We start from the raw sequence: 24,591 nt of genomic DNA, 5'->3' as shown, positions 1-24,591 counted from the left end.
CCAGTTAAATTAGTGTTTACGCGCTTGCATCAAATCGATGAAGTGGTCAAATAATGGTGCTGCATCGTGTGGACCAGGGCTTGCTTCAGGGTGACCCTGGAAGCTAAACGCAGGTTTATCTGTACGATGAATACCTTGAAGCGTTCCGTCAAATAACGATTTGTGCGTGGCACGAAGCGTACTTGGCAGGCTTGACTCTTGCGCTGCAAAACCATGGTTTTGAGCTGTGATCATAACTACATCGCGGTCTAGGTCTTTAACTGGGTGGTTAGCGCCGTGGTGGCCAAATTTCATTTTTTCTGTTTTAGCACCTGAGGCAAGGGCTAATAACTGATGACCTAAACAGATACCAAAAATTGGTGTGTCGGTTTCTAAAAAGGTTTTAATTGCATCAATAGCGTAAGTACATGGCTCAGGATCGCCAGGGCCATTAGATAGGAAGATACCATCAGGGTTTAAAGCCAGTACGTCAGCGGCAGAGGTTTGCGCTGGTACTACTGTAAGTTTACAACCACGGTCTACAAGCATACGTAAAATATTACGCTTTACACCGAAGTCGTAGGTAACAACATGAAACTTTTCATCAGCAGCATCAAGAGTTTTAAATCCTTCGCCTAATGTCCAGCTTGATTCGCGCCACTCAAAATTTTCCTTGGTTGAGACAACTTTTGCTAAATCCATACCTTTTAAGCCTGGGAAGGCTTGCGCGGCTTGTAGCGCTTTACTTTCGTCTAGCTCGTCGCCAGCAATAATACACCCGTTTTGTGCGCCTTTATCACGCAAAATTCGAGTTAACTTTCTGGTGTCGATGTCCGCAATACCTAAAATATTACGTTCTTTTAAGTAATCATCTAACGATTGCTCGTTACGAAAATTACTTGCTAGCAGTGGCAAATCACGGATCACTAGGCCTTTAGCCCAAATTTGATTCGCTTCTTCGTCTTCGCTGTTGGTACCCGTATTACCGATATGTGGGTACGTCAAAGTTACGATTTGTTCCGCGTATGATGGATCAGTCAAAATTTCTTGATAACCAGTCATAGACGTATTGAATACTACTTCACCGACTGACATGCCGTCAGCGCCGATTGCAGTACCGCGAAACACTGTGCCGTCTTCTAGGACTAACAGAGCGGATTTAGTCAAGTTAAACCTCCTAACAGTAAAAAACGGGAGTAAGCAATTGCTTAACACCCCGCCAATACCCAGAGGGATCGTCAAAACTAGATTTTTGTGAGCTTAAATAGTTTTACGCAGTCTTAAATGATGCCGATATAAAACGCTAAACCTTCAATCATTTTTTCTTGCCTAAAACTATTTTTATTCCCACTGAAACCCAGGATTTACTAGCCATTTGGGTATAATTGGAAACACGCATTTAGTAATTTTTGGCAAATTGGCTGCATATTACATGAAGTTGCTATTTAGGTCTAACACTTTTTAGTAAATTGTTACAAACAAGTCACTGTAGGTGAAATTAGACCCAAACAGTTAAAAAAGTAACTAAACTACTTAAGATCTAGCACATCTTGCATATCATAAAGTCCTGCAGGTTTGTTTTTCAACCAGCTTGCAGCCCTTACAGCACCTAGAGCGAACGTCATTCTTGAACTTGCTTTATGGGTTAATTCAAGCCTTTCGCCCATTGTAGCGAAGTATGCGGTGTGTTCACCTACTATATCGCCCCCTCTTAGTACCGAATAACCAATTTCATTTTGCGATTTAGCTGTCTCCACTTGGCTGCGGTCATATACAGCAACCTCGTCGTGGTCCCAGCCTTTAGCCTGTGCAATTGATTCGCCAATGGCTAATGCTGTGCCCGATGGCGCATCGATTTTATGACGATGATGCGCTTCAAATATTTCAATATCTAAATCGTCACCAAACTTAGTTGCCGCTGTTTGTACTAGGTTTAATAGTACATTTACGCCAACACTGTAGTTTCGGGCAAATACAATTGGAATATGTTTGGCTGCATCGTGTAGTAGCGCCATATCCTCGGTTGTTAAACCCGTTGTACCAATAACCATAGGAATTTTTTGTGCTACAGCGGTTTTTAAATGATTTTTCATACCTGCAGGAAGCGTAAAGTCGATTAAAATATCTACATTATCTATTGTGGTTTCTTCGCTAAAGCTAACACTGTTGTCGGCTGCGCTATTTACTTGGTTTACATTAATACCTAATAACGATGAACTACTACGAACGTATGCACCTGTAAGTTGTGTTTGCTCTTTAATTGTCGCTGCTTCTAATAGAGCTAAGCCCATTCTGCCATTAGCACCAAAAACGCCTATTCGATTTGTAGTCATTGTTTTTACCTAATTTAAATTTGAATCCGTTTTTTACTAATCTGAGTATATATCCGGAGGATTGCAAATACGCACTTGGGCATTTTTATGCAACTGGACAAATATTAATCGCTGAAAATAGCGTTACTTTGTAGATATTATCTAAAAGTCATGCAATAGTCAGGTGACCTTTTAATTTAATAATAATAACAATACCAGTTTACTTTAGCCATCTATACATTTAAACTTCTCTTTCGCGTCGATTTGGTCTTTGGCTTGCGGGCGCTGCGGTCTTCTTAATTAATAAAATAAGAGTGACTCGCTAAATTCAGCTAAAAGAGGAGTTTTTGGCTGTTGTATTACTAAACTGTTTACGAGGAATATGATGCAGCCATCATTTAATAAAAACAAAGCTATACTTTCTTTACTTCCCCTACTGACCTTTGTAGCACTATTTTTAGGCTCTGGTTTGTACTTGCAATCGCAAGGGGTTGATTACGCTTTTTATCAACTTCCTGCTCCAGTGGCTATATTACCCGCTATTATGCTTGCGTTTATTTTAAATAAAGGCACAGTAAACGAATGTGTAGAGACCTTTATTAAAGGTGCCGGACACAACAATATTATTACCATGTGTTTAATTTACTTACTTGCAGGTGCTTTTTCTGCCGTTGCCAGTGCAACTGGTGGTGTAGATGCGGTAGTAAATGCTGGCTTATCACTTATTCCACCTTCGTTATTGCTCCCTGGCTTATTTTTAATTGCAGCGGTTGTATCAACAGCTATGGGGACGTCAATGGGAACAATCGGTGCTATTGGGCCTATTGCTTATGCGGTATCAATTAAAACCGGTATAGATCCAGCATTAATGGCAGGTACGATTGTATCTGGCGCTATGTTTGGCGATAACCTATCAATTATTTCCGACACCACTATTGCAGCCACACGAACGCAGGGCTGTGAAATGAAAGACAAGTTTAAAGAGAATCTTAAAATTGCAGTCCCTGCTGCAATACTAACTATTGGCTTGTTGTTTTACTTAACACCTGCAGCACAAGTAGTTGAGACCAAAGATTACGATATTTGGTTAGTACTTCCTTATGCTTTTATTTTAGTGTTAGCCGTTGCTGGCTTGAACGTATTTGTAGTGTTGTTTAGCGGTATTATTTTTGCTGCATTAATGGGCTTTACAGGAAGTTATGAAGGCGCAAGCTTTGTAAAAGATATTTACAAAGGCTTTACCGATATGCAGGAAATATTTTTACTATCAATGTTTATTGGTGGCTTATCTGAATTTATTCGTATTAACGGTGGCCTTGATTTCATTGCCCAAAAAATTCAAGCCATAACTAAAATCATCGCAAAATGGCACCGTAAAGTGGCCGATCAATTAGGTATTGCAGCATTGGTTATGACAAGTAATATGTGTATTGCTAATAATACCGTATCTATTATTGTTGCTGGCCCTATTGCTAAAAAGCTGGCAGATGATGGTGAAATAAGCGGTAAACGCTCTGCAAGTTTGCTTGATATATTTGCTTGTGTAACGCAAGGCTCACTTCCTTATGGCGCACAAGCGCTACTGTTAGGCGCTACGTTTAAAATTAGCCCGTGGGAAGTATCAACGTCTTCTTATTACTGCTTTATTTTAGCCTTTACTGCAATTACTATTATTTGTTTACGCCGTAATAAAGCGTAATAAATTGAGTCATTACATGTTGCAGCTTATTAAGTAGGCTGCAACATGTGTTAAATTAGCGATCAAAAAATCAATCTCTTCTGCTATAATTGCCGCTTCCGCGTGTCACTAAAATTATAGTTATAAACAGTTATGAAATTTAAAAAATTACTCCCTTTTATTACCCTTACTTCTCTCGCTTTATCATCGTCGGCTTTCGCTGCCAATTGGAGCCGTACAGCAGTACATATAAATAATGGCAGCCAAAAAAATCCATTCACTGAGCAAGAGTCAGACACCACTGTTTACTCGCTTCAACATGCATCGGGCTATGACTACGGCGATAATTTCTTTTTTATTGATTACAGTAAAGACGATATAGATGACGGTTACCAAGATGCTGATTTTTATGGTGAGTGGTACTCAACGGTTAGCTTATCTGCCATCACTGGTAAGCAAATTGGCTCTGGCGCATTATTAGATGTTGGCCTAACGGGCGGTATTAACGTTGCTGGTGATGCAAAAGTAATGAAGTATCTACCAGGTGTTAAATTAAGCTGGGATGTACCTGGGTTTAACTTTTTTCAAACGCTGTTCACAGCCTACATTGACGATAGTGAAGGTGTAGCAAAAGGCGGCGCACCTATTGAAACTAATAGTTGGATGCTTGATGTAGCTTTTGAATATCCTTTCACTATTGGCTCACAAAAGTTTAGCTTTAAAGGCCACGCTGAATACATCGCAGAGCGTGAAGATGAATTTGGTAACGATGTAGAAGCTTGGATACTAGCACAGCCTATTTTAGTGTGGGATATGGGTCACGCCCTTCAAATGAAAGAAAACACACTACTGCTGGGAATGGAATTACAATACTGGCACAACAAATTAGGTACTGAAGTCACTGAATCGGTACCACAAATCCATATTGAGTGGACATTTTAAGCTTCAACAATCAGCTCTTTACTCAGTAATAATAAGCGAAGCACTATTTTAGCTTCGCTTTTTTTCGTCCACGTAAAACATTTAATTGAACAGGTTTAAATACTTAGTTATTGTTGTACTTCTTTTTAAGCCAAGCGCTCGCCTTTACTAGGAGTAACTGAATGTCGTCGATTAAAGTGATTTGTTTCTCTACTTTATTAGTACTAACAAACAATGCCTTAGCTGGCACTTCTCAAGATACATCCGCCCTTTCTTATGATGCACTATTAAGCAATTACGAATACGATTTTAAGGTAAATTACTTTGCACTTGAGTCGCAAAAACAATCATTAAAAATGGCTTATATTTACTTAAAGCCAACTAAAGCCGATATGCCTACAGTTACACTTATGCATGGCAAAAATTTTAATGCTGACTACTGGACTACCACTGCGCAATACCTGCAATCTTTAGGTTATGGGGTATTAATCCCTGATCAAATTGGTTTTGGCAAGTCGTCTAAGCCAACTAATTACCAGTATTCGTTTGCGACGCTTGCTCATCATACTCACGCGTTAATAGATTCTCTTAATATTAAAGAGTCGATTGTACTTGGGCACTCTATGGGTGGGATGCTAGCGAGTCGTTTTGCATTAATGTACCCAAACGCCACTAAAAAGCTAATTTTATTAAACCCTATTGGGCTTGAAAACTACTTGCAGTATGTTGATTACAAAGATACTAATTTTTTCTATAAAAACGAGCTTTCAAAAACACCGGAAGGCGTTAAACGTTATCAGCAAAAAAATTACTACGATGGTAAGTGGAATACAACATATTCAGCCTTAACTGACTTTATAACAGGGCAAATACAAGGCCCAGATAAAGAACAAATGGCATGGGTGAATGCAAAAACATACGATATGATTTTCACTCAACCTGTAATAACCGAATTTAAAGATTTAACTGTGCCAGTTAAATTAATTATTGGTACACGCGATAGAACCGGTCCAGGCCGTAACTGGAAAAAAGAGGATGTTGATTACGAGCTTGGTCGATACGATAAATTAGGCAAACACGCTGCAACACTTATTCCTGACGCACAATTATTCGAACTAGATAACTTAGGGCACCTGCCGCACATTGAAGATTTTGAACCCTTTAAAAATGTATTACAAAAGGCGCTTACAACTAAATAGAAGTGAGTGCTGAATATAAAAACCCTGTAAGTAAACTACTTACAGGGTTTTTATTATAGAAGCTAAATTACAACTTACATTGTGGGTTTTTACCCTGTGCTTTAGCTGTACTTTGCTCACTAAGTGCTTTACTCATTTGTGCTTGTAAGTCTTTAATACGACTGCTTGGCGCTGGGTGAGTTGATAAAAACTCAGGTGTTGTACCACTACCTGCTGCACTCATATTTTGCCAAAGGGTTACTGATTCTTGTGGATTAAAGCCTGCTTCAGCCATTAAATCTAAGCCAATTTCATCAGCTTCTGACTCGTGCGAACGGCTAAATGGCAAAACAACACCATACTGTGCGCCTAAGCCTAGACCCTGCATAATTTCATTACGGTATTGAATGTTACCCATTTCAAGTGCTGCACTACCAAGTTGCATACCGGTATCTAAAATAGAGCTTTGTGAAACACGTTCATTAGAATGCTCAGCAATTACGTGCCCTACTTCGTGCCCTAGCACTGTTGCTAGTTGGTCTTGATTGGTGGCTATTTTTAATAAGCCCGTATGCACCCCAATGTAACCACCAGGTAGTGCAAATGCATTAGCAGATTCATCTTCAAATACAACTACTTCCCAATTTTGCGACGCGTATTCTTTTGGTAATACAGCCACTACTTTTTCAGCAATGCAATTTACATATGCATTTGTTTTTGCATCTTTATTAATTGGTTGGCTTTTTTTCATATCTGCAAAACTAGCAGTGCCCATTTCACTCATTTGTTGATCTGAGTAAAGCGCTATTTGAGTGCGTCCTGTTGGTGACGTTTTGCAACCGACTAAAACGGCTGTCGCTAATACTGCAAGTACTAGTTTTTTCATGATAATTCTCTTAAGTAATGAATTTTTTATTGCTTGTAGAATAGCAAACACAGTACCAATTTAAAATATTTGCTTTATATACCTTTATATTAAAAAGATACGATGAGACGATAAACTTAGCAGGCAAACTAAGTTTATCCAAATACAATGCCCTGTTACACTATAGCCCTTGTTTTTAGTGATTGTTGAGTTTACACATGGACGCCTCAGCCTCGTCTTTTAATACCCGTATTTTATTGCCTTTATTAGCCAGTATCGTGGCGATTACTCCTTTGGCTATTGATATGTATTTGCCCGCCATGCTGGTAATTGCAAGCGATTTACAAACTAATATGCCAAATGTACAAATATCGTTGAGTATTTACTTAGCGGGTTATTCATTGGGGATGTTATTTTTTGGCCCTATTGCCGATCAAATTGGCCGCCGTAAGCTCGCACGTATTGGCTTAACCCTATTTGGCGCAAGCTCACTTGCACTCGCATTTACAACCGAAATCCATGCGTTTTGGACTCTTAGAGCAGTGCAAGCATTTACCGGAGCGGCAGCAACCGTAGTCGTACCGGGTATTATTCGCCATATTTATCAGCAAAATACAGCTAAGGGAATGTCGTATGTGTCGATGATCATGATGGTAGCACCGTTAGTAGCCCCCTCTGTTGGTTCGTTTATTTTAGGATTTTCTGTTTGGTCAACCATATTTTTGGTTCTTGCTGGATATAGCTTTTTAATATTAGCGTTTGTACAAGTGTATTTAATAGATATACCTATTCATAAAAATGAGAAAAAAGGCCTCGCTCTATTTTTTGACAGCTATAAAACAGTACTGAGTAATAAAGACGCACGTGCGGATATACTCAGTTCTATGTTTGTATCCTTTGGATTTTTTTGCTTTTTGACCTCAGTACCATTTATTTATTTAGATTTATATGAAGTGTCAGAACAGTTATTTGGTGTGTTATTTGCGTTTAATGTAATGGCGCTTATGTTTGGTAACTTTTTAAATACGCGAATTGTACCAAGGCTGGGCTCTCGAAAAATGCTCTATATTGGGCTTGTATGTGGGTTTGTATCGGGGCTTGCGCTGTTAACATTTAGCTTATTGCACTTATCACTTTATTATATTGTGGCTGCTATTGCGCCATTAATGATGAGTTTAGGTGTCACTGCAAGTAATGCTGATTCGCTAATATTAATGAAGTTTGAAAGAAACACAGGTACAGCAACGGCCGTAATTGGCACACTTCGTTTTGGTAGTGGTGCATTAGTTGGCCCGTTACTCGCCATTATGCATGCAAAAAGCGCAGTACCATTTTCAAGTTTAATGTTTAGTGCTGTGTTACTCACTATGCTCGTACAGCTAATTCACTATAAAAAAGACAAAAAAAATGCCTCAATATGAGGCATTTTTATCAAAGCTAATAACCTTAAATTAATTAAGCGTCTGCAGCTTTAGAAACCATAACCATTGCAGGGCGTAATAAACGACCATTCAATGTGTAACCTTTTTGCATAACAGCAAGTACTGTATTAGGTGTTACATCGTTACTTGGTTGAATTGACATTGCTTGATGAAAATCTGGATTAAACTGCTCACCTTGTGGGTTTACAATTTCAACACCAAATTTAGAAACAGCGTCATTAAAGCTCTTAACCGTCATATCGATACCTTCAAGCAACGGCTTTAGTGTCTCATTTTCTTTATCAGAAAATTCAATAGCACGTTCAAGGTTATCAATTACAGGTAGTAATTCGTTAGCAAATTTTTCTAGTGCAAATTTATGCGCTTTTTCTACATCTTGTGCTGCACGACGACGAATATTATCTACATCTGCTGCGGCACGAACAACACCGTCTTTTTGATCAGCAATTGTTTGCTTTGCAGCTTCAAGCTCTGCATATAACATCGCAATTTCTGCTTCAGGGCTTTGTTCTTGTTCTGCATGCTGATCAGCGGCTTCTACTGCTGCTTCTACATCAGCCTGCATTTTAGAAATTTCTTCGTTTAATTCTACTTCTTGCTCAGGGTTTTGTGTCTGCTCAGACATAAAATACGTGCTCCAATTCTTTACAACTGCGGTAATTATGGGGATTGAATAAAAAGATTCAAGAGTTAGATACCTCAATTAATTTAAATTCTTGAATTATTTCTTCAATCTGCGCTGATTTAGGACAAATTATACAAAAACGGCTTTGATATTCTTGATTTTTAAAGTACGGCACGCTTATTACAATTAATTCATCGCACTCAGTAAAAGGTAATTTTTCGCTATTAAGTACCGATACACCATTTTTAAAAGCAAGCTTATCTTCTACATAATTTAAAAATGAAACACCAATATTTAAACTTTGTTCGCAGTCTATTTGTTTGTAGAGGTAATTTTCACCAACAACAATACTATTATCTGAGCCTAATTTTTGGCTTAGTTGTCGCGTCCATTGATTAAGCGAATCATGACAATTTCGAGGCGCTGTATTTGCCATAGCTTGCATACGGTACAAACCTTCCATTAAGGTTTGTTGGCTAAATACAGTGTTCAACCAAGTGGCAAATTGATAACGAACAGAGTCTGACGAATCATGAGGTTTATCAATACAAATATTGTGACTCTGCCCTGCCCTATCTATTAATAAAATAAGCCAGTCGGTAGAATCAAAATCAAGCACTTCTACTCTAAACACTTGCTGTGAACTGGCTTGAGGTAAACCAACACAACAACATACTTGGTATTTTTGGCTCAAACCATGCGCTAGCTCAACGAGTTGTGACTGCTGTGGTTGCCAATAATTAGCAATATCAGCAAGCACAAAAAATTCGTCAAACCAATAATCAAACCCTTCATTTGTCGGCACTCGCCCTGCGGATGTATGAGGTGAATACAATAAGCCCACTTTTTCTAAGCGAGCCATAGCATTACGAACCGTAGCCGAACACACAGCCATGCCTTTGAGCTTGGCAATTTTTGTTGATGGAACAGGCAAGCCTTCACCATTACAGTACATGTTCATAACAGCTGAAAAAATTTGCTGATCTCGTGGGTTTAGTTTCATGGTATCTACATCTTGTTGCATGAAAGAGATATCGGGGCGTTTAGTTCTTTTTCAAGTCGTGCGGCTAACTCACAGTGAATAAAACTGATGGTTTATAATATTGCTATAATCTGTATTTTCAAACACTTCTGTTTTGAGTTACTCTACAATTATTAAATCTCTTTGTGCGTACATTATGGACTCTCCTTTTAACACCATAGGCCTAATTGGCAAACCTAATCATCCGGGAGCAGCGGCTACTCTGCAGCGTTTACATACCTTTTTACTTGCGCTTGGCTTTGAGGTAATAGTAGAAAAACGCACAGGGAGTCAGTTAGACGATATTCCGCATGACAAACTTGTTAAGTTAGTCGACTTAGGTGAACAAGCCGATTTAGCCATTGTTGTAGGCGGTGACGGTAACATGCTTGGCGCAGCTCGCGTACTTGCGCGCTTTAACATTGCTGTAATTGGTGTAAATAGAGGCAACCTTGGCTTTTTAACTGATTTAAACCCCGAAGGGTTTGAAGCGAGCTTAGAGCAAGTACTCAGTGGTGAGTATCTTGAAGAAAAACGTTTTTTATTAGAAGTAGAAGTATATCGCCACAACGAATTAAAAAGTGCAAACTCAGCCGTTAACGAAGCGGTACTTCATGCCGATAAAGTAGCGCACATGATTGAATTTGAAGCTTTTATAAATAATGACTTTGTGTTTTCTCAGCGCTCCGATGGTTTAATAGTATCAACCCCGACAGGCTCTACGGCGTATTCACTTTCAGGTGGCGGTCCAATATTAACGCCAGAACTAAATGCTATATCGTTAGTACCTATGTTTCCTCATACCTTATCTAGCAGACCTTTAGTGGTAGATGCCGATAATGAAGTTCGTTTAAAGCTAAGCCTAGAAAATACAGATAGCCTACAGGTAAGCTGCGACAGCCACGTAGTGCTAGCCGTATTACCCGGCGATGAGGTAGTAATTAAAAAAGCCGATAAACAATTGCGCTTAATTCATCCAAAAAATTACTCTTACTACAACGTTTTACGTACAAAACTGAATTGGGGTAGTCGTTTGTACTAGGGCGTGCTTATCTTTCGAGGTTAAATTTGCAGCTGTATATTTGGTATTTAGGCAAGGCAGAGCCTATGTAGTGTGGTTATTCCCCATAAATAGGCGATAACACAGCATAAAGGCCAAACATGCGCTGCTCTAAGGGTTCTTTCTAGGGGCAATTGACTCTTTGTTGCTCGGTTTTTACTTAGCCCACTAGGTTTCAAACCTCTCGCCGCGATTAAATCGCCCCTAGATTGAACAAATCTTAATCCTGAAAGGTCAACACGCCCTATTCTTATTGCCAAATTTAGTACTATAAAGCAAAATGGCGACTTAAAATAATAATCAACTAATTTAGGAACGAGTAGCAATGACTTATGTAGTATTCTTTGCTTTACTGCTATTAATTACACTTTTATACAGTTACCTCAAAATTGAGAGTAACCGTAAAAAAGCGATAGAAGCTAGAAAAAAGCTATTTAATGAACGTGTTTCGCATGTAAATACGCGCCTTAAAGCAAAGCTTAATGATCTACTTGATGCTAAAATAATTCGCCCAAAATACGTTCCTCGCATTCAAGCTATTGTAAATAATTTTTTTGTTGTTCAATCACATACAGACGAGAACTTGCAACAGCTTGAAGATACCGCCGACCTACTAATTAATACGTTGTCCAACGAGTTAATTAAAATCAATCAAACAAATATAATTCAACCATTGATTGATAATATACAGTACTTTGTATCTGAGTTGCCCCAGCAAGGCATTTTATACAATAAGAGTTTTTATATTAATACATTACCTCCCCTCATTGCTCTGCTTAAAACCGAAGAGAGTATACAACCTACTGATATTGTTGATGATCAAATTGATGCATCTTCCCAAACTTCCGATACACAGTTTACTCAAGATGTAAGTGTTGCTTAAATAATAAAAAATTAATTTGCAAAAAACCAAAACACTGTATAAATTAACAGTTAATTGACTGGATGGATAAACAGTATGTTAATTGGTTTAGAAGTTAAAAATTTTGCAATCGTAAGTAATTTAAGCACAGAATGGCGCAGCGGTATGACTGCGATCACAGGTGAGACAGGTGCTGGTAAATCTATTGCTATTGATGCCTTATCGCTATGCTTAGGTGAGCGCGCTGAAGCATCAGCAGTTCGCCCAAGCTCTGATAAAGCAGAAGTATGTGCACAATTTGACTTAACAGATCTACCGCTTGCTCAAGCATTTTTAGAGCAACATATGCTAAGCACTTCTGACAACGAGTGCTTATTACGTCGTGTTGTTTGTAAAAATGGCCGTAGTAAAAGCTATATTAATGGTAGTGCAGTTACCGCATCACAATTAAAAGAACTTGGTCAATATTTAATATCTATTCATGGACAACATGCCCACCAATATTTATTAAAAGCTGAGCATCAGTTACAGCTTTTAGATGCCTATGCAGGGCATCACCACTTAGTAAACTCAGTAAATAAAAACTATAAACAGTTTGCTAACTTACAAAAAGAATTTAAACACTTAGAACAACAACAGCAGCAACAAGCAGCGCAAAAACAATTGTTAGAGTATCAAGTTGCTGAGCTTGATGAATTTGCATTACAAGAAAATGAGTTTGATTTAATTGAGGCTGAGCATTACAAACTAAGCAATAGCCAAACAATATTAGAATCGTGCCAACGTGAGTTACAACACTTATATGAAAGTGATGAGCAAAACGCTTGCTCATTACTACAGCACAGCGCTCAACAATTTACCGAACTGGCTCAATATGACGAAAGTTTAGCAAGCGTAGCTGCTATGCTTAGCGAAGCCGCTGTACAAGTTGAAGAAGCAAGCCGCGAAGTGCGCAATTACACTGAGCAAGCAGATTTAGACCCGGCACGCTTAGTTGAAGTAGAAAATAGGCTAAGTGGAGCGATGGATTTAGCGCGTAAGCATCATATAAAACCACAGCAGTTAGTTGAGTTTCATCAATCGATTGCTCAAGAACTTGAGTCAATAAGTAATAATAGTAATCGTCTGGAGCAGCTTGAGTCAGAAATAGAAAGCGCGTTACTTAGTTACAAGCAAACTGCTGATGAATTAAGTAAAAGCCGCTGCGAGTATGCTAATACACTTAACACACTAATAAGTGAAAGCATGGCTAACTTATCAATGGAAAACGGTGTTTTTGAAATAGCCTTAACTCAAGAGAGTAATCGTACACCAAACAGCCTAGGCTTTGATAATGTCTCGTTTTTAGTATCAACTAATCCGGGGCAACCACTTCAACCATTAGCTAAAGTAGCATCAGGTGGTGAGCTTTCTCGTATAAGTCTTGCTATACAGGTAATTATTGCCCAAAAAGTAACAACCCCAACGCTTATTTTTGATGAAGTTGATGTAGGTATTTCTGGCCCAACGGCATCTGCTGTAGGTAAGTTATTACGCCAATTAGGTAAATCAACTCAAGTAATTTGTGTTACTCATTTACCGCAAGTTGCCAGTAGTGCACATCAGCAATTTTTTGTAGCTAAAGAAATAGCACAAGGCGAAACGTTTACTCATATGCTGCCTTTAAATAAAGATGGCCGTATTAATGAAATAGCCCGTTTACTTGGCGGCGACAACATAAGCAAAACAGCTAAAGCAAATGCTAAAGAACTAATAATGGCTCACGCCTAATGTGTTAGTAAATAACGTCTTCAAGGATTAAATAATGCACAGTACTTTAGTTGATTTTTGTATAATTTTAAGTTGGTTGTTATTAGTACTAAGCACCTGTTTAATTATATTTAGTAAATATAAACATACTTGTTTTAAACAACGTTTATTTAAGTTTTTAAATAGCTTTTTAGTTTTTCAACTAATCGTTGTGGCCTATTACTTTACTAGCGAAAAAATAAATGGACTAAGTGATTTAGGTGTTAGTTATTGGGTTTTAATTACAATGCAGATTGCGTGTATTGTAATATGCTACATGAGCTTAAAACGTAGAAAGGCTAAAATAAGGCCATCCCTTGATTCGTTTTCAATGGATTAAAGTAAATAAACATTTAAAAAGAGCACGTTCTGTTTTTACCTTGCTCTTTTGCTTTATAAAGTAGTTCATCAGCATGCTTAATATCTAGGTCAATTGAGCGTTCAGCGTTTGCAGCTGTGATGCCAATGCTTAGCGTTATATTTACACTATCTGAAAATAAGCTTACAGCTGAAGCTTTAAGGGCATTATGGATTTTTTCTGCAACGAGCTCGCCATCATCAACGGTTACATTTGGAATCACAATTAAAAACTCCTCACCGCCCCAACGTGAAGCAATCGCATTTTGCGGAATATTATTTTCAAATGTTTTGGCTAAATGGATAAGAGCTTCATCGCCAAAATCATGGCCGAATTGATCATTAATTTTTTTAAAATTATCTACATCAGCTAATAATATTACAAACGGAATATTATTATTTTTAAGCTCATTTTTAAAAGCTATAAGCTTATTCATAGTGAAACGACGGTTTGGCAGATTAGTGAGTGGATCTATAGTTGCTAAAAATTCATTTTTTTGGCTTAAAGCAATTAATTTACTGCTGTATTTTTCTCTTGAAAATTCGTAATAACCACTCAGCGATGCAACAATTATAAAAGCGAGTATGATTCTGACTGGAAACTGCTCAGGATTGTAGTCATATATATTAAATGTATCAGCGCAATAGAAACCGAGAACAATTGCCGATAAAAATAAAACAATATCAAACGTCCCTCGTTTAAGCCCTCGAATTGAATAAGTAACAGGAGACACTATAAATATCCATATAGGCCCTGTACCTTGTGCTCCTCCTGTAAGTACAAGATAAAACATCAGTGCATACAGGTTATATAAAATTACAGTTGCAGACTTCTCTACACCTCTACCTATATTAAACGCCGATAAGTAAACAAACGAAGAAACAACCAAAGTAAATGCTAATAAATAGCTACTGTTAATAAATGCTAAGCTAGCCATCGAAAACGTTGCTATAAAGCCTATTGAGGAAAAGAACCGAACAATGAGCTTCCTTTCTAAATTGTTTGAATATTCGTACATAATTTCTATTTATTTATTAATGTATAAAAGCAAACTTATAGATATAAAGTAAGCAAACCGTAAACAGCGTGCAATAATGAACCTACTTTATATTTAAATCAACTATTAAGGTTAGTAATTAGCACTGACAATTGTGCACTTATTTTTAGCCTCTTGCATTTATCTCAGGTAAGTACATTTTTACGATATTAAATTGCTTGGCACTAATACCATTTGCTAAATTATATAAGTACGCCCTTTTATTCCTGCAATAATCGAACTGACTGGTAGTCAAAAAATAATTTAAACCTGCATAGTTAAAGATGGTAGTAACTATTCTATGAATTGTGCCTGGACCGAGTAAACAACACATTAATCAATAAAAGTGCCGTTACAAAAAAATACACGCATTATACCAATCCGCGATAATACTCAATCAATTTCAAGGATTGAACTTGGCGCTAACTGCGTTAAAACTTTCGAGATACGACTGCATGAATACAAAGCAATGTAGAGGTAATTGCCGAAAACACCTAAGTAGCGAAACTTTAGCCTCATTATCGACATAATTTTGTTATCTCAAAATAGATTACTTAATTAAGCGAATTGGTATTAGAGTATATAAACGACATAGAAGAAAGAAGTGTCGATAACGTTTATATATATGAAACGAGCCCTGAAAGCCGATTAGTAGATACCCAAAGAAATCGCATTTGGCTTAGAAAGAACAACCCATAATAACAAAGCAGTTTCTCTGAAAGTTACTAACAAAAGGTGTTGTTCAAGAAAGCCATACAAAAGGTGGTATAAATATAGCCACATTTGTCACTAATTACGTTGACATTACATTTGGATAAAACAAATAAAAAAGCAAGCCACTTGGCTTGCTTTAAATATCGTTATTTTACACGAAAAATTAAACTTTTAAGTAATCCATAATACCTTCTGCAGCGTTACGTCCTTCAAAAATAGCAGTTACCACTAAATCTGAACCACGTACAATGTCGCCACCAGCAAATATCTTAGGGTTAGTAGTTTGATGTGTAAACTCACCTTGTTCTGGTGCGTTAATACCGCCCCAGTTGTTTATTTCTACATCGTATTTTTCTAACCAATCCATTTTGTGAGGCTGGAAACCAAACGCCATAATAACTTGATCAGCTTCAATAACATGTTCTGAACCAGGTACTTCTTCAGCACGGCTTCTGCCTTTTGCGTCAGGTTCACCTAATTTAGTTTTAACCATTTTAACGCCGGTCACTTTACCTTTATCGTTCAGTACAATGCCTTTAGGCTGAACGTTATACGTAAATATAACGCCTTCTTCTTTCGCGTTTTTAACTTCACGTTTAGAGCCTGGCATATTTTCTTTATCACGACGATAAGCACACGTTACTTTTGCAGCATTTTGTCGAATAGACGTACGCACACAGTCCATCGCTGTATCACCACCGCCAAGTACAACTACTTTTTGATTAGCCATATCAATACACGGTTGTTTTGTCTCATCGTAGCCCATTACACGGTTCGTGTTACCAATCAAAAACGGCAATGCATCGTGAACACCCGCTGCATCTTCATTTTCAAGACCTGCACGCATACTCTGATACGTACCAACCCCTAAAAACACAGCGTCGTAATCAGCTAAAATTTGGTCAAGTGTAATATCAACACCTACTTCAACATTTAACTTAAATTCTACGCCCATTTCAGTGAAAATTTCACGGCGCTTTTGCATTACTGATTTTTCAAGTTTAAAAGAAGGAATACCAAATGTGAGTAGTCCACCTATTTCTGGGTGACGATCAAACACCACTGGTTTAACACCGTTACGCACTAAAATATCAGCACACCCTAAACCTGCAGGGCCCGCACCAATAATGGCTACTTTTTTGTCAGTCCATGTTACATAAGACATATCAGGCTTCCAGCCCATTTTAAATGCCTCATCAGTAATGTATTTTTCAATATTACCAATTGTAACCGCACCAAACTCTTCATCGAGCGTACACGAGCCTTCACACAAGCGGTCTTGTGGGCAAACACGCCCACAAACCTCTGGTAAGCTATTTGTACGATGAGAAAGCTCTGCCGCCTCTATAATACGGCCTGTGCGTATTAACTTTAGCCATTGTGGAATGTAGTTATGTACTGGACATTTCCACTCACAGTATGGGTTACCACAATCTAAACAACGGTCAGCTTGTGAGTTAACCTGATTCTCTGAAAAGGGTTCGTAAATTTCTACGAAAGATTTTTTACGTGACGAGATTGGTTTTTTGCGTGGGTCTACACGCTGCACGTCTATAAATTGATATACATTTTCGCTCATACTGCCCCCTTATTGCGCCTGAACACGTAGTTCGGCACTACTGCGAGCGCGATGCCCGAGTAAACTTTTTACGTCACTTGATATTGGTTTTACTAATTTGAACATAGGTAAGTACAATTCAAAGTTAGCCAAAATACTTTCTGCTCTGCACGAACCCGTAAGCTCTAAATGCTCAGCAATTAAGCCGCGTAAATGTTCTTGATGCGACGTTAATTCGTCTAGTGTTACTATTTCGACAAGCTCTGGATTAATGCGTTTTTCAAAATCATTTCGCTCATCTAAAATATAAGCAAAACCACCTGTCATACCCGCACCAAAGTTAACGCCTACATTGCCCAGTACACATACAACGCCGCCCGTCATGTATTCACAACAGTTGTCACCTACACCTTCAACAACCGCTTGCACACCTGAGTTACGAACTGCAAAGCGCTCGCCTGCACAACCTGCAGCAAACAGTTTGCCGCCTGTTGCACCGTATAAACATGTGTTGCCTGCAATTGTGGCTTTGTGACTTTCGAACGACGAGCCAAGTGGTGGACGAATAACTAACTTGCCACCCGCCATGCCTTTACCTACGTAATCGTTTGCATCGCCAACCAGTGTCATTTCAAGGCCACCGGCATTCCAAACACCAAATGATTGACCCGCAGTACCATGTAGCTCAATTGCTACAGGATCTGCCGCCATACCTTGGTTGCCATATTTATCAGCAATATAGCCAGAAAGCATTGCACCTACCGATCTGTCCGTATTACAAATACGACTTACTAGTGAAATACCGCTTGAAGCATCAATTGCGTCTTGCGCCTTAGCAAGTAGGCTCTCATTAAGTTTTCCTAAATAATGTGAGCTATTAGGCGCACTACAATAAAGCGTTTCGCCAGTTGGGTTATTAGGCTGAGCAATTACTGAAGATAAATCAATTTTCTTCTGTTTTGCTGTTTTGCCTTCAATTGCTTCAAGCAAATCTAAACGACCGATTAAATCAGTTAAGTTTACAACACCCAAGCTTGCCATGATTTCACGTGCTTCTTGCGCTATAAACTTAAAGTAGTTCATCGCCATTTCTGGTAAGCCGTGGTAATGCTTTTGACGAAGTGTTTCGTCTTGTGTTGCAACACCGGTCGCACAGTTGTTTAAATGGCAAATTCGTAAGTATTTACAACCAAGCGCAACCATTGGGCCGGTACCAAAGCCAAAACTTTCTGCACCTAAAATTGCCGCTTTAATTATATCTAAACCCGTTTTTAAGCCACCATCTGTTTGCAAGCGAATACGATGACGCAGTCCATTTTCAACAAGAGCTTGCTGCGTTTCTGCAAGTCCTAGCTCCCATGGGCTACCTGCATATTTAACTGAAGTAAGTGGGCTTGCGCCTGTACCACCATCATAGCCAGAAATAGTAATTAAATCGGCATACGCTTTAGCAACACCCGTTGCAATGGTTCCTACGCCTGGTTCTGAAACCAGTTTTACAGAAATTAGCGCTTTAGGGTTTACTTGTTTCAAATCGAAAATTAGCTGCGCTAAATCTTCAATTGAATAAATATCGTGATGTGGTGGTGGCGAAATTAACGTAACACCGGGAACCGAATAACGAAGTTTAGCAATGTATGGAGTTACTTTTTCACCCGGTAATTGACCGCCTTCGCCTGGTTTTGCACCTTGCGCTACTTTAATTTGAATAACGTCAGCACTGCGTAAATAATGCGGCGTTACGCCAAATCGACCTGAAGCAACTTGTTTAATACGCGAGTTTTTCTCGGTACCATAACGCAGCTTATCTTCGCCGCCTTCACCAGAGTTTGAACAACCGCCTAAGCGGTTCATTGCAATTGCTAGAGCCTCATGCGCTTCTGGCGATAATGCACCAATACTCATTGCTGCTGAATCGAAACGCTTGTATAGGTTTTCTGCAGGCTCTACATCATCGATGCTAATGCCTTGCTCTGGAATTTTAAGCGCAAGCATGTCACGTAAAGTGGCAATAGGACGCGTATTAACAAGTTTTGCATATTCACTGTAATCACTATATTCACCAGAACGAACTGCTTTTTGCAGGGTTTGGATTACATCAGGGTTATAAGCATGATACTCGCCGCCATGTACGTACTTAAACAAGCCGCCGTGGCTTAATAATTTACGCTTACTTAGAGCGAGTTTGTGTAAGCTTTGCTGATCGTCATCAAAGTCGGTAAAGCATGCGCCCTGTATGCGACTTGCCACACCTTTAAAGCACATTTGTACAATAGCGTCAGATAAACCAACCGCTTCAAACAACATTGAGCAGCGATATGACGCAACCGTACTTATGCCCATTTTAGACATGATTTTGTATAAGCCCTTGTTAATGGCTTTACGGTAAGCAAGAGTTACTTCGCAATACGACTTATTAATAATTTTGCTGTCGCTCATCGCAACTAACGATTCATACGCAAGGTATGGATAAATTGCCGTAGCACCAAAGCCTAATAACACAGCAAACTGATGCGCATCACGCACGCTACCGGTTTCAATGATAATGTTTGATTCACAGCGAAGATTGTTATCAACTAAACGTTTTTGTACCGCACCTACAGCCATAGCTGCTGGAATCGGCAAATTTGCTTCATTAAAGTTACGGTCAGTTAAAATAAGCATGATACAACCAGCGGCTGCTTTTTCTTGTGCTTGGTCACAAATACGCGTTACCGCATTTTCTAAACCTTCTTCAACTGTGTAGGTAATATCAATTTTACAGTAGCTGTAATGCGCTTCATCAGCATTTAATAGCTGCTGCATGTCTGCGTACATTAAAATTGGCGTATCAAACTGTAGCCGCTTAGCGTGGCCTGTAGTTTCGTTAAATACGTTTTGCTCGCTACCAATACATGTCGCAAGCGACATTACATGGTTTTCACGCAGTGGATCGATAGGTGGATTTGTTACTTGCGCAAATTTTTGGCGGAAATAATCATACAGCGAGCGATGCCCTTCACTAAGCACAGCAAATGGCGTGTCATCACCCATTGAGCCGGTTGCTTCTTGGCCGTTTTCACCCATTACACGAATAACGCTATCAAGCTCTTCGTTGGTATAACCAAACATTTTTTGATATTTAACTAACGTTTCGTCATCAAATGAGCGATTACCGGCGTCTTGCTCAGTAAGCTCTTCAAATGGAACTAAACGCTTAACGTTCTCCTCAAGCCATGACTTGTAAGGATGGCGAGACTTTAAATCTTGATCGATTTCATCTGAGTGCCAAATTTTGCCAAGCTTAGTATCAATAACTAATAATTCACCTGGACCAACACGGCCTTTTTCAACTACTTCATCGGCAGTGTAATCCCAAATACCCACTTCTGATGCAAGCGTAATAAAGCCATCTTGTGTAATTACATAACGCGCTGGGCGAAGTCCATTACGGTCAAGGTTACAAGCCGCAAAACGACCATCCGACATAACAATACCTGCCGGGCCATCCCATGGTTCCATATGCATAGAGTTAAAGTCGTAAAATGCACGTAAATCGTCGTCCATTGCACGGTTTTTCTGCCATGCAGGTGGTACGAGCATACGCATAGCGCGGAATAAATCCATGCCACCAGCTAAAAATAGCTCAAGCATATTATCTAGGCTTGATGAATCAGAACCGGTTTCGTTTACAAACGGCGCTGCGCTTTGTAAATCAGGAATAAGCGGTGACGCAAACTTGTATGAACGTGCGCGTGCCCACTGGCGGTTACCTTCAATAGTATTAATTTCACCATTGTGTGCTAAATAGCGGAAAGGTTGAGCTAAAGGCCAACGCGGCTGAGTATTAGTAGAAAAGCGCTGATGGAAAACACAAATCGCACTCGTCATACGAATATCAGCTAAATCTAGGTAAAAATTTGGTAAATCTGCAGGCATCATTAAGCCTTTATAGATAGTTACCAAACCAGATAGACTTGCGATATAGAAAGCTTCGTCATCAACAATGCGCTTTTCAGCGCGGCGGCGTGCTACATATAAGCGACGCTCTAAGTCTTTAGAACGCCAACCTTCTGGCGCGCTAACAAAAATTTGTTCAAAACCTGGTAATTGCTGTACAGCAATAGGACCGAGCATTGATGGGTCGGTTGGCACAACGCGCCAACCTAAAATATTTAACGTTTCTTTTTCTAATTCTTCGCTAAGTATTTGTTTTGCAGCTTGCGCTAAAACAGGGTCTGAATTTAAAAATATCATACCCACTGCGTAGTTTTTGCCTAAGTGCCAGTTATGTTCACTAGCAATAGCACGGAAAAAGCTATCTGGTTTTTGTAATAATAAACCACAGCCATCACCTGTTTTACCATCGGCAGATATACCACCACGGTGCTGCATGCGATCAAGCCCCGTAATAGCAGTACGAATAAGCCTATGACTAGCTTGACCATTAACTTGAGCTATTAAGCCAAAGCCACAATTTTCTTTTTCTAACTTTGAGTCGTATAACATAGACCCCTCCCCTTGCTGCACTGTTAGCGTGGATGAACTGCTCGACGATTTGCTAACAGACGGACAAAACTAGCCTCTATCTTAAATAGAGTCAATAGCACTTTGAATACATATTCACATTCTTGAATATTTCTCACTTCATAGCAAGATTTCTTTTTATCATTATTTTTAACATTTAGCGTTATTTTAACCACTATTTTTTCATGACACTGGTGTCAAGTTTAACATATTGTAAAAAACACAAGCATTCAGCGTGCCAGCTTACGTAAACGTAAAGGCAACCGAAAGTGAATAAGTATTCAGCACTAGAGGGGCTATTCAGTTAACATTTAGATAGTTTTATGCTATTTCATTACTTTAATGGCTTAACATCCCCGATTATTGCTGCTCATTAGTATAGTTATGAAAGTTCATGTCATTTTTTGTACGTTAATAGTGAATTTTTATTTAAAACTATGTCCGATGCGGACACATAAACTGTCCGCGGACATGAATTTCAATAACAAAAAAAATAAAATCACTTAAATATCAATAAGATAATAGTTGGCATATTAATCGTATAGCTTTATATATAATCGCTAATTGGAATTACTATGTTTACTCTAAGCTTATTTTTACTCTCTCCTATTGCCGCTATTTGCACAGCAGCTTTATTACTGCTGTGCGAAAAATACATAAAAGCAATTTAGGGGAAATTAAATGATTAAAGATACCAGCGCACAAGACATACAAGTAAAGGCACCTATAAGCTATAAAAAATACGCGATAATCACTGCGATTGTTTTCATTGTGGTCTCTGCAATTGCTTATATTTTTTTAACGAGCCATAGCGCTAAAAGCTCTATTAGCCGCTCAAAAGTACAGATTGCAAAAGTACATGTTAAAGCGCTCATTCGAGACATTGCCGCCAGTGGTAAAATTGTTGCTGCTAATGCTCCTAAAATCTACAGTCCAGAACGGGGATTTATAGATTTAAAAGTAAAGGCCGGCGATACAGTAAAGCAAGGCAACACACTTGCCCTGCTGCAAAGCCCTGAGTTAACTAATGAATTAAAGCAACAGGAGTCTGTACTTAAAAGACTTGAAGGCGAGCAGCAAAGGCAGCATTTGCAAGCAAGACGCCAAACACTCACTTTAAATAAAACACTCGATATGGCGCAAGTTGAGCTTAACGCCGCTGAGCGCGAAAATCGTCGCGCACAGTTATCAATACAAAAGCACTTAATTAGCCAAATTGATCTAGAAAAAGCAGTTGATGATTTATCCCGAGCTAAGCTCTCCTATAAGCATGCGCAGCAAGAGGTATTGCTTGCCAAAGACACGCTCGCTTTTGAACTACAAGCTGCTAAAAGTGATGTGACCCGCCAACAACTTATTGTTGATGACTTAATCCGAAAAGTAAGCAACCTATCTATTAAGGCTACCGTTACAGGGATCGTGGGTAACCTATTAGTGCAACAAAAAGCCGCAGTGACGCAAAGCCAACCTCTTATGACTCTCGTCGACTTAAGTAATTTTGAAGCCGAACTCCAAGTTCCTGAAAGTTACGCAAACGAATTAGGGCTCGGTATGGAAGTAGAGCTTAAGTTAGGCAATGAAACAGTGATGGGGAATTTATCCGCCATATCACCAGAAGTTAATAATCGTGAAGTAACAGCACGCGTCCGGTTTAAAGGTGTTACTAACAACATTCGTCAGAACCAACGCTTAACTGCACGTATTTTACTCGACAACCGAGAAGGTGTAATGCAAGTAAAGCGTGGTGCATTTATGCAGCAAGGCGGAATTATAGCTTATAAAGTCGATGGCAATATCGCAAAGCGTATACCTATTACAATAGGCGCCACCAGCATTAATGCGGTTGAGCTTTTAAGTGGACTAAAAGAAAACGATGAAATTATTATTTCAAGCTACAGCGACTTTAAGCAAGCCAACACGATTTTATTAAATTAAACAGACGTTCTCAACCAACGCTAAAAATAATTAGGAACAACGATGTTACAAATGAACAATGTAAGTAAAGTATACCAAACAGAAATGGTACAAACCCATGCGCTTCGAGATTTTAATCTGCAAGTAAACGAAGGCGAATTTATTGCTGTTACTGGTCCTAGCGGCTCAGGAAAAACAACCTTTTTAAATATTGCAGGTATGCTCGAGCCTTTTAACGAAGGTGAATACCTGCTGGATGGCGTTAATGTTGGCAGCCTAAACGATAACCAACGTGCTGATTTACGTAATCAAAAAATTGGCTTTATATTCCAAGGCTTTAATTTGATCCCCGATTTAAATTTATATGAAAACATAGAAGTTCCTCTTCGCTACAGAGGGATTAAAGCAAATGAGCGAAAACGTCGAATTGAGCAATGCCTTGAACAAGTTGGTTTAGCATCTCGCGCTAAACACTTACCTCAACAACTCTCTGGTGGCCAGCAACAACGTGTGGCAATAGCCCGTGCGCTTGCTGGTGAACCTCGTTTTTTACTTGCCGATGAGCCAACAGGTAACCTTGACAGCTTAATGGCTCGCCAAGTTATGGAGTTACTTGAACAAATCAATCGCGACGGTGCCACTATTGTAATGGTAACTCATGATAGCGAATTAGCCCGCCGTGCTCCGCGTAATATTCAAGTAGTTGATGGACAACTTGCCGACTTTACGCTTTATCAGGGCGCGCAAACTATAAAAACAGCATCGGGGGTTTAA

General features: G+C 39.0%; 17 protein-coding genes. 9 read left to right on the top strand and 8 right to left on the bottom strand.

The annotated features are described in order from the left end of the window. Positions 1-9: 9 nt before the first annotated feature. Positions 10-1,146: a glutamine-hydrolyzing carbamoyl-phosphate synthase small subunit gene (gene carA / locus I6F66_RS03555; protein ID WP_165741051.1), complete on the bottom strand. Its 1,137-nt coding sequence runs from the start codon at positions 1,144-1,146 to the stop codon at positions 10-12. A gap of 362 nt (positions 1,147-1,508) precedes the next feature. Then, positions 1,509-2,312: a 4-hydroxy-tetrahydrodipicolinate reductase gene (gene dapB / locus I6F66_RS03550; protein ID WP_197176506.1), complete on the bottom strand. Its 804-nt coding sequence runs from the start codon at positions 2,310-2,312 to the stop codon at positions 1,509-1,511. A 364-nt stretch (positions 2,313-2,676) separates the two neighbouring features. Here dapB and I6F66_RS03545 point away from each other — a divergent pair, with 364 nt between their 5' ends. The 3 genes from I6F66_RS03545 to I6F66_RS03535 all read left to right on the top strand — a co-directional run bounded on the left by I6F66_RS03545 (position 2,677) and on the right by I6F66_RS03535 (position 6,089). Further along, positions 2,677-3,990: a Na+/H+ antiporter NhaC family protein gene (locus I6F66_RS03545; protein WP_007584540.1), complete on the top strand. Its 1,314-nt coding sequence runs from the start codon at positions 2,677-2,679 to the stop codon at positions 3,988-3,990. Positions 3,991-4,122: 132 nt separating this feature from the next. Then, positions 4,123-4,911, top strand: coding sequence for a nucleoside-binding protein (locus I6F66_RS03540; protein WP_197208782.1), 789 nt, complete (start codon positions 4,123-4,125; stop codon positions 4,909-4,911). 161 nt (positions 4,912-5,072) lie between these two features. Beyond that, a complete protein-coding gene (locus I6F66_RS03535; protein WP_197208781.1) occupies positions 5,073-6,089 on the top strand; it encodes an alpha/beta fold hydrolase in 1,017 nt (338 codons plus the stop codon). Positions 6,090-6,156: 67 nt separating this feature from the next. Here the strand turns inward: I6F66_RS03535 and I6F66_RS03530 are convergent, their stop codons facing one another. Continuing rightward, positions 6,157-6,954: a M48 family metallopeptidase gene (locus I6F66_RS03530; protein ID WP_010553413.1), complete on the bottom strand. Its 798-nt coding sequence runs from the start codon at positions 6,952-6,954 to the stop codon at positions 6,157-6,159. A gap of 197 nt (positions 6,955-7,151) precedes the next feature. On the opposite strand from I6F66_RS03530, the gene I6F66_RS03525 reads away from it, so the two are divergent. Next, positions 7,152-8,354 (top strand): Bcr/CflA family efflux MFS transporter, encoded by a 1,203-nt coding sequence (locus tag I6F66_RS03525; RefSeq protein WP_010553412.1) that lies wholly within the window; start codon positions 7,152-7,154, stop codon positions 8,352-8,354. Positions 8,355-8,388: 34 nt separating this feature from the next. Here I6F66_RS03525 and grpE read toward each other — a convergent pair whose 3' ends face one another. Next, a complete protein-coding gene (grpE, locus tag I6F66_RS03520) occupies positions 8,389-9,000 on the bottom strand; it encodes a nucleotide exchange factor GrpE (RefSeq protein WP_007375833.1) in 612 nt (203 codons plus the stop codon). A gap of 58 nt (positions 9,001-9,058) precedes the next feature. After that, positions 9,059-10,024, bottom strand: coding sequence for an HrcA family transcriptional regulator (locus I6F66_RS03515; protein WP_165728238.1), 966 nt, complete (start codon positions 10,022-10,024; stop codon positions 9,059-9,061). Positions 10,025-10,178: 154 nt separating this feature from the next. Between I6F66_RS03515 and nadK the strand changes: the two genes are divergently transcribed. The 3 genes from nadK to recN all read left to right on the top strand — a co-directional run bounded on the left by nadK (position 10,179) and on the right by recN (position 13,713). Then, complete coding sequence (gene nadK, locus I6F66_RS03510; RefSeq protein WP_004335384.1) at positions 10,179-11,063, top strand: NAD(+) kinase; 885 nt, start codon at positions 10,179-10,181, stop codon at positions 11,061-11,063. Positions 11,064-11,406: 343 nt separating this feature from the next. Beyond that, positions 11,407-11,964: a hypothetical protein gene (locus I6F66_RS03505; RefSeq protein ID WP_007584558.1), complete on the top strand. Its 558-nt coding sequence runs from the start codon at positions 11,407-11,409 to the stop codon at positions 11,962-11,964. Between the two features lie 75 nt (positions 11,965-12,039). Then, positions 12,040-13,713: a DNA repair protein RecN gene (gene recN / locus I6F66_RS03500; protein ID WP_007584560.1), complete on the top strand. Its 1,674-nt coding sequence runs from the start codon at positions 12,040-12,042 to the stop codon at positions 13,711-13,713. A 371-nt stretch (positions 13,714-14,084) separates the two neighbouring features. On the opposite strand, the gene I6F66_RS03495 is transcribed toward recN, so the two are convergent. The 3 genes from I6F66_RS03495 to gltB form a co-directional block, all read right to left on the bottom strand. Continuing rightward, positions 14,085-15,107 carry a GGDEF domain-containing protein gene (locus tag I6F66_RS03495; RefSeq protein WP_231609677.1) on the bottom strand — a complete coding sequence of 341 codons (1,023 nt, stop codon included), beginning with the start codon at positions 15,105-15,107 and terminating at the stop codon, positions 14,085-14,087. A gap of 895 nt (positions 15,108-16,002) precedes the next feature. Then, on the bottom strand, positions 16,003-17,418 hold the full coding sequence (locus tag I6F66_RS03490) for an FAD-dependent oxidoreductase (RefSeq protein ID WP_007584567.1): 1,416 nt from the start codon (positions 17,416-17,418) through the stop codon (positions 16,003-16,005). Between the two features lie 9 nt (positions 17,419-17,427). After that, complete coding sequence (gltB, locus tag I6F66_RS03485; protein WP_197208780.1) at positions 17,428-21,885, bottom strand: glutamate synthase large subunit; 4,458 nt, start codon at positions 21,883-21,885, stop codon at positions 17,428-17,430. A 699-nt stretch (positions 21,886-22,584) separates the two neighbouring features. Here gltB and I6F66_RS03480 point away from each other — a divergent pair. Together I6F66_RS03480 and I6F66_RS03475 are read left to right on the top strand one after the other, a co-directional pair. Next, a complete protein-coding gene (locus I6F66_RS03480; protein ID WP_197208779.1) occupies positions 22,585-23,838 on the top strand; it encodes an efflux RND transporter periplasmic adaptor subunit in 1,254 nt (417 codons plus the stop codon). 42 nt (positions 23,839-23,880) lie between these two features. After that, positions 23,881-24,591 (top strand): ABC transporter ATP-binding protein, encoded by a 711-nt coding sequence (locus I6F66_RS03475; RefSeq protein ID WP_004335374.1) that lies wholly within the window; start codon positions 23,881-23,883, stop codon positions 24,589-24,591.

The sequence above is a fragment of the Pseudoalteromonas sp. NZS100_1 genome (assembly GCF_015864285.1).
Taxonomy (GTDB): domain Bacteria; phylum Pseudomonadota; class Gammaproteobacteria; order Enterobacterales; family Alteromonadaceae; genus Pseudoalteromonas; species Pseudoalteromonas arctica.
The sequence above is the reverse complement of the archived record's forward strand: the minus strand, read 5'-3'. Positions and strand labels throughout refer to the sequence as shown.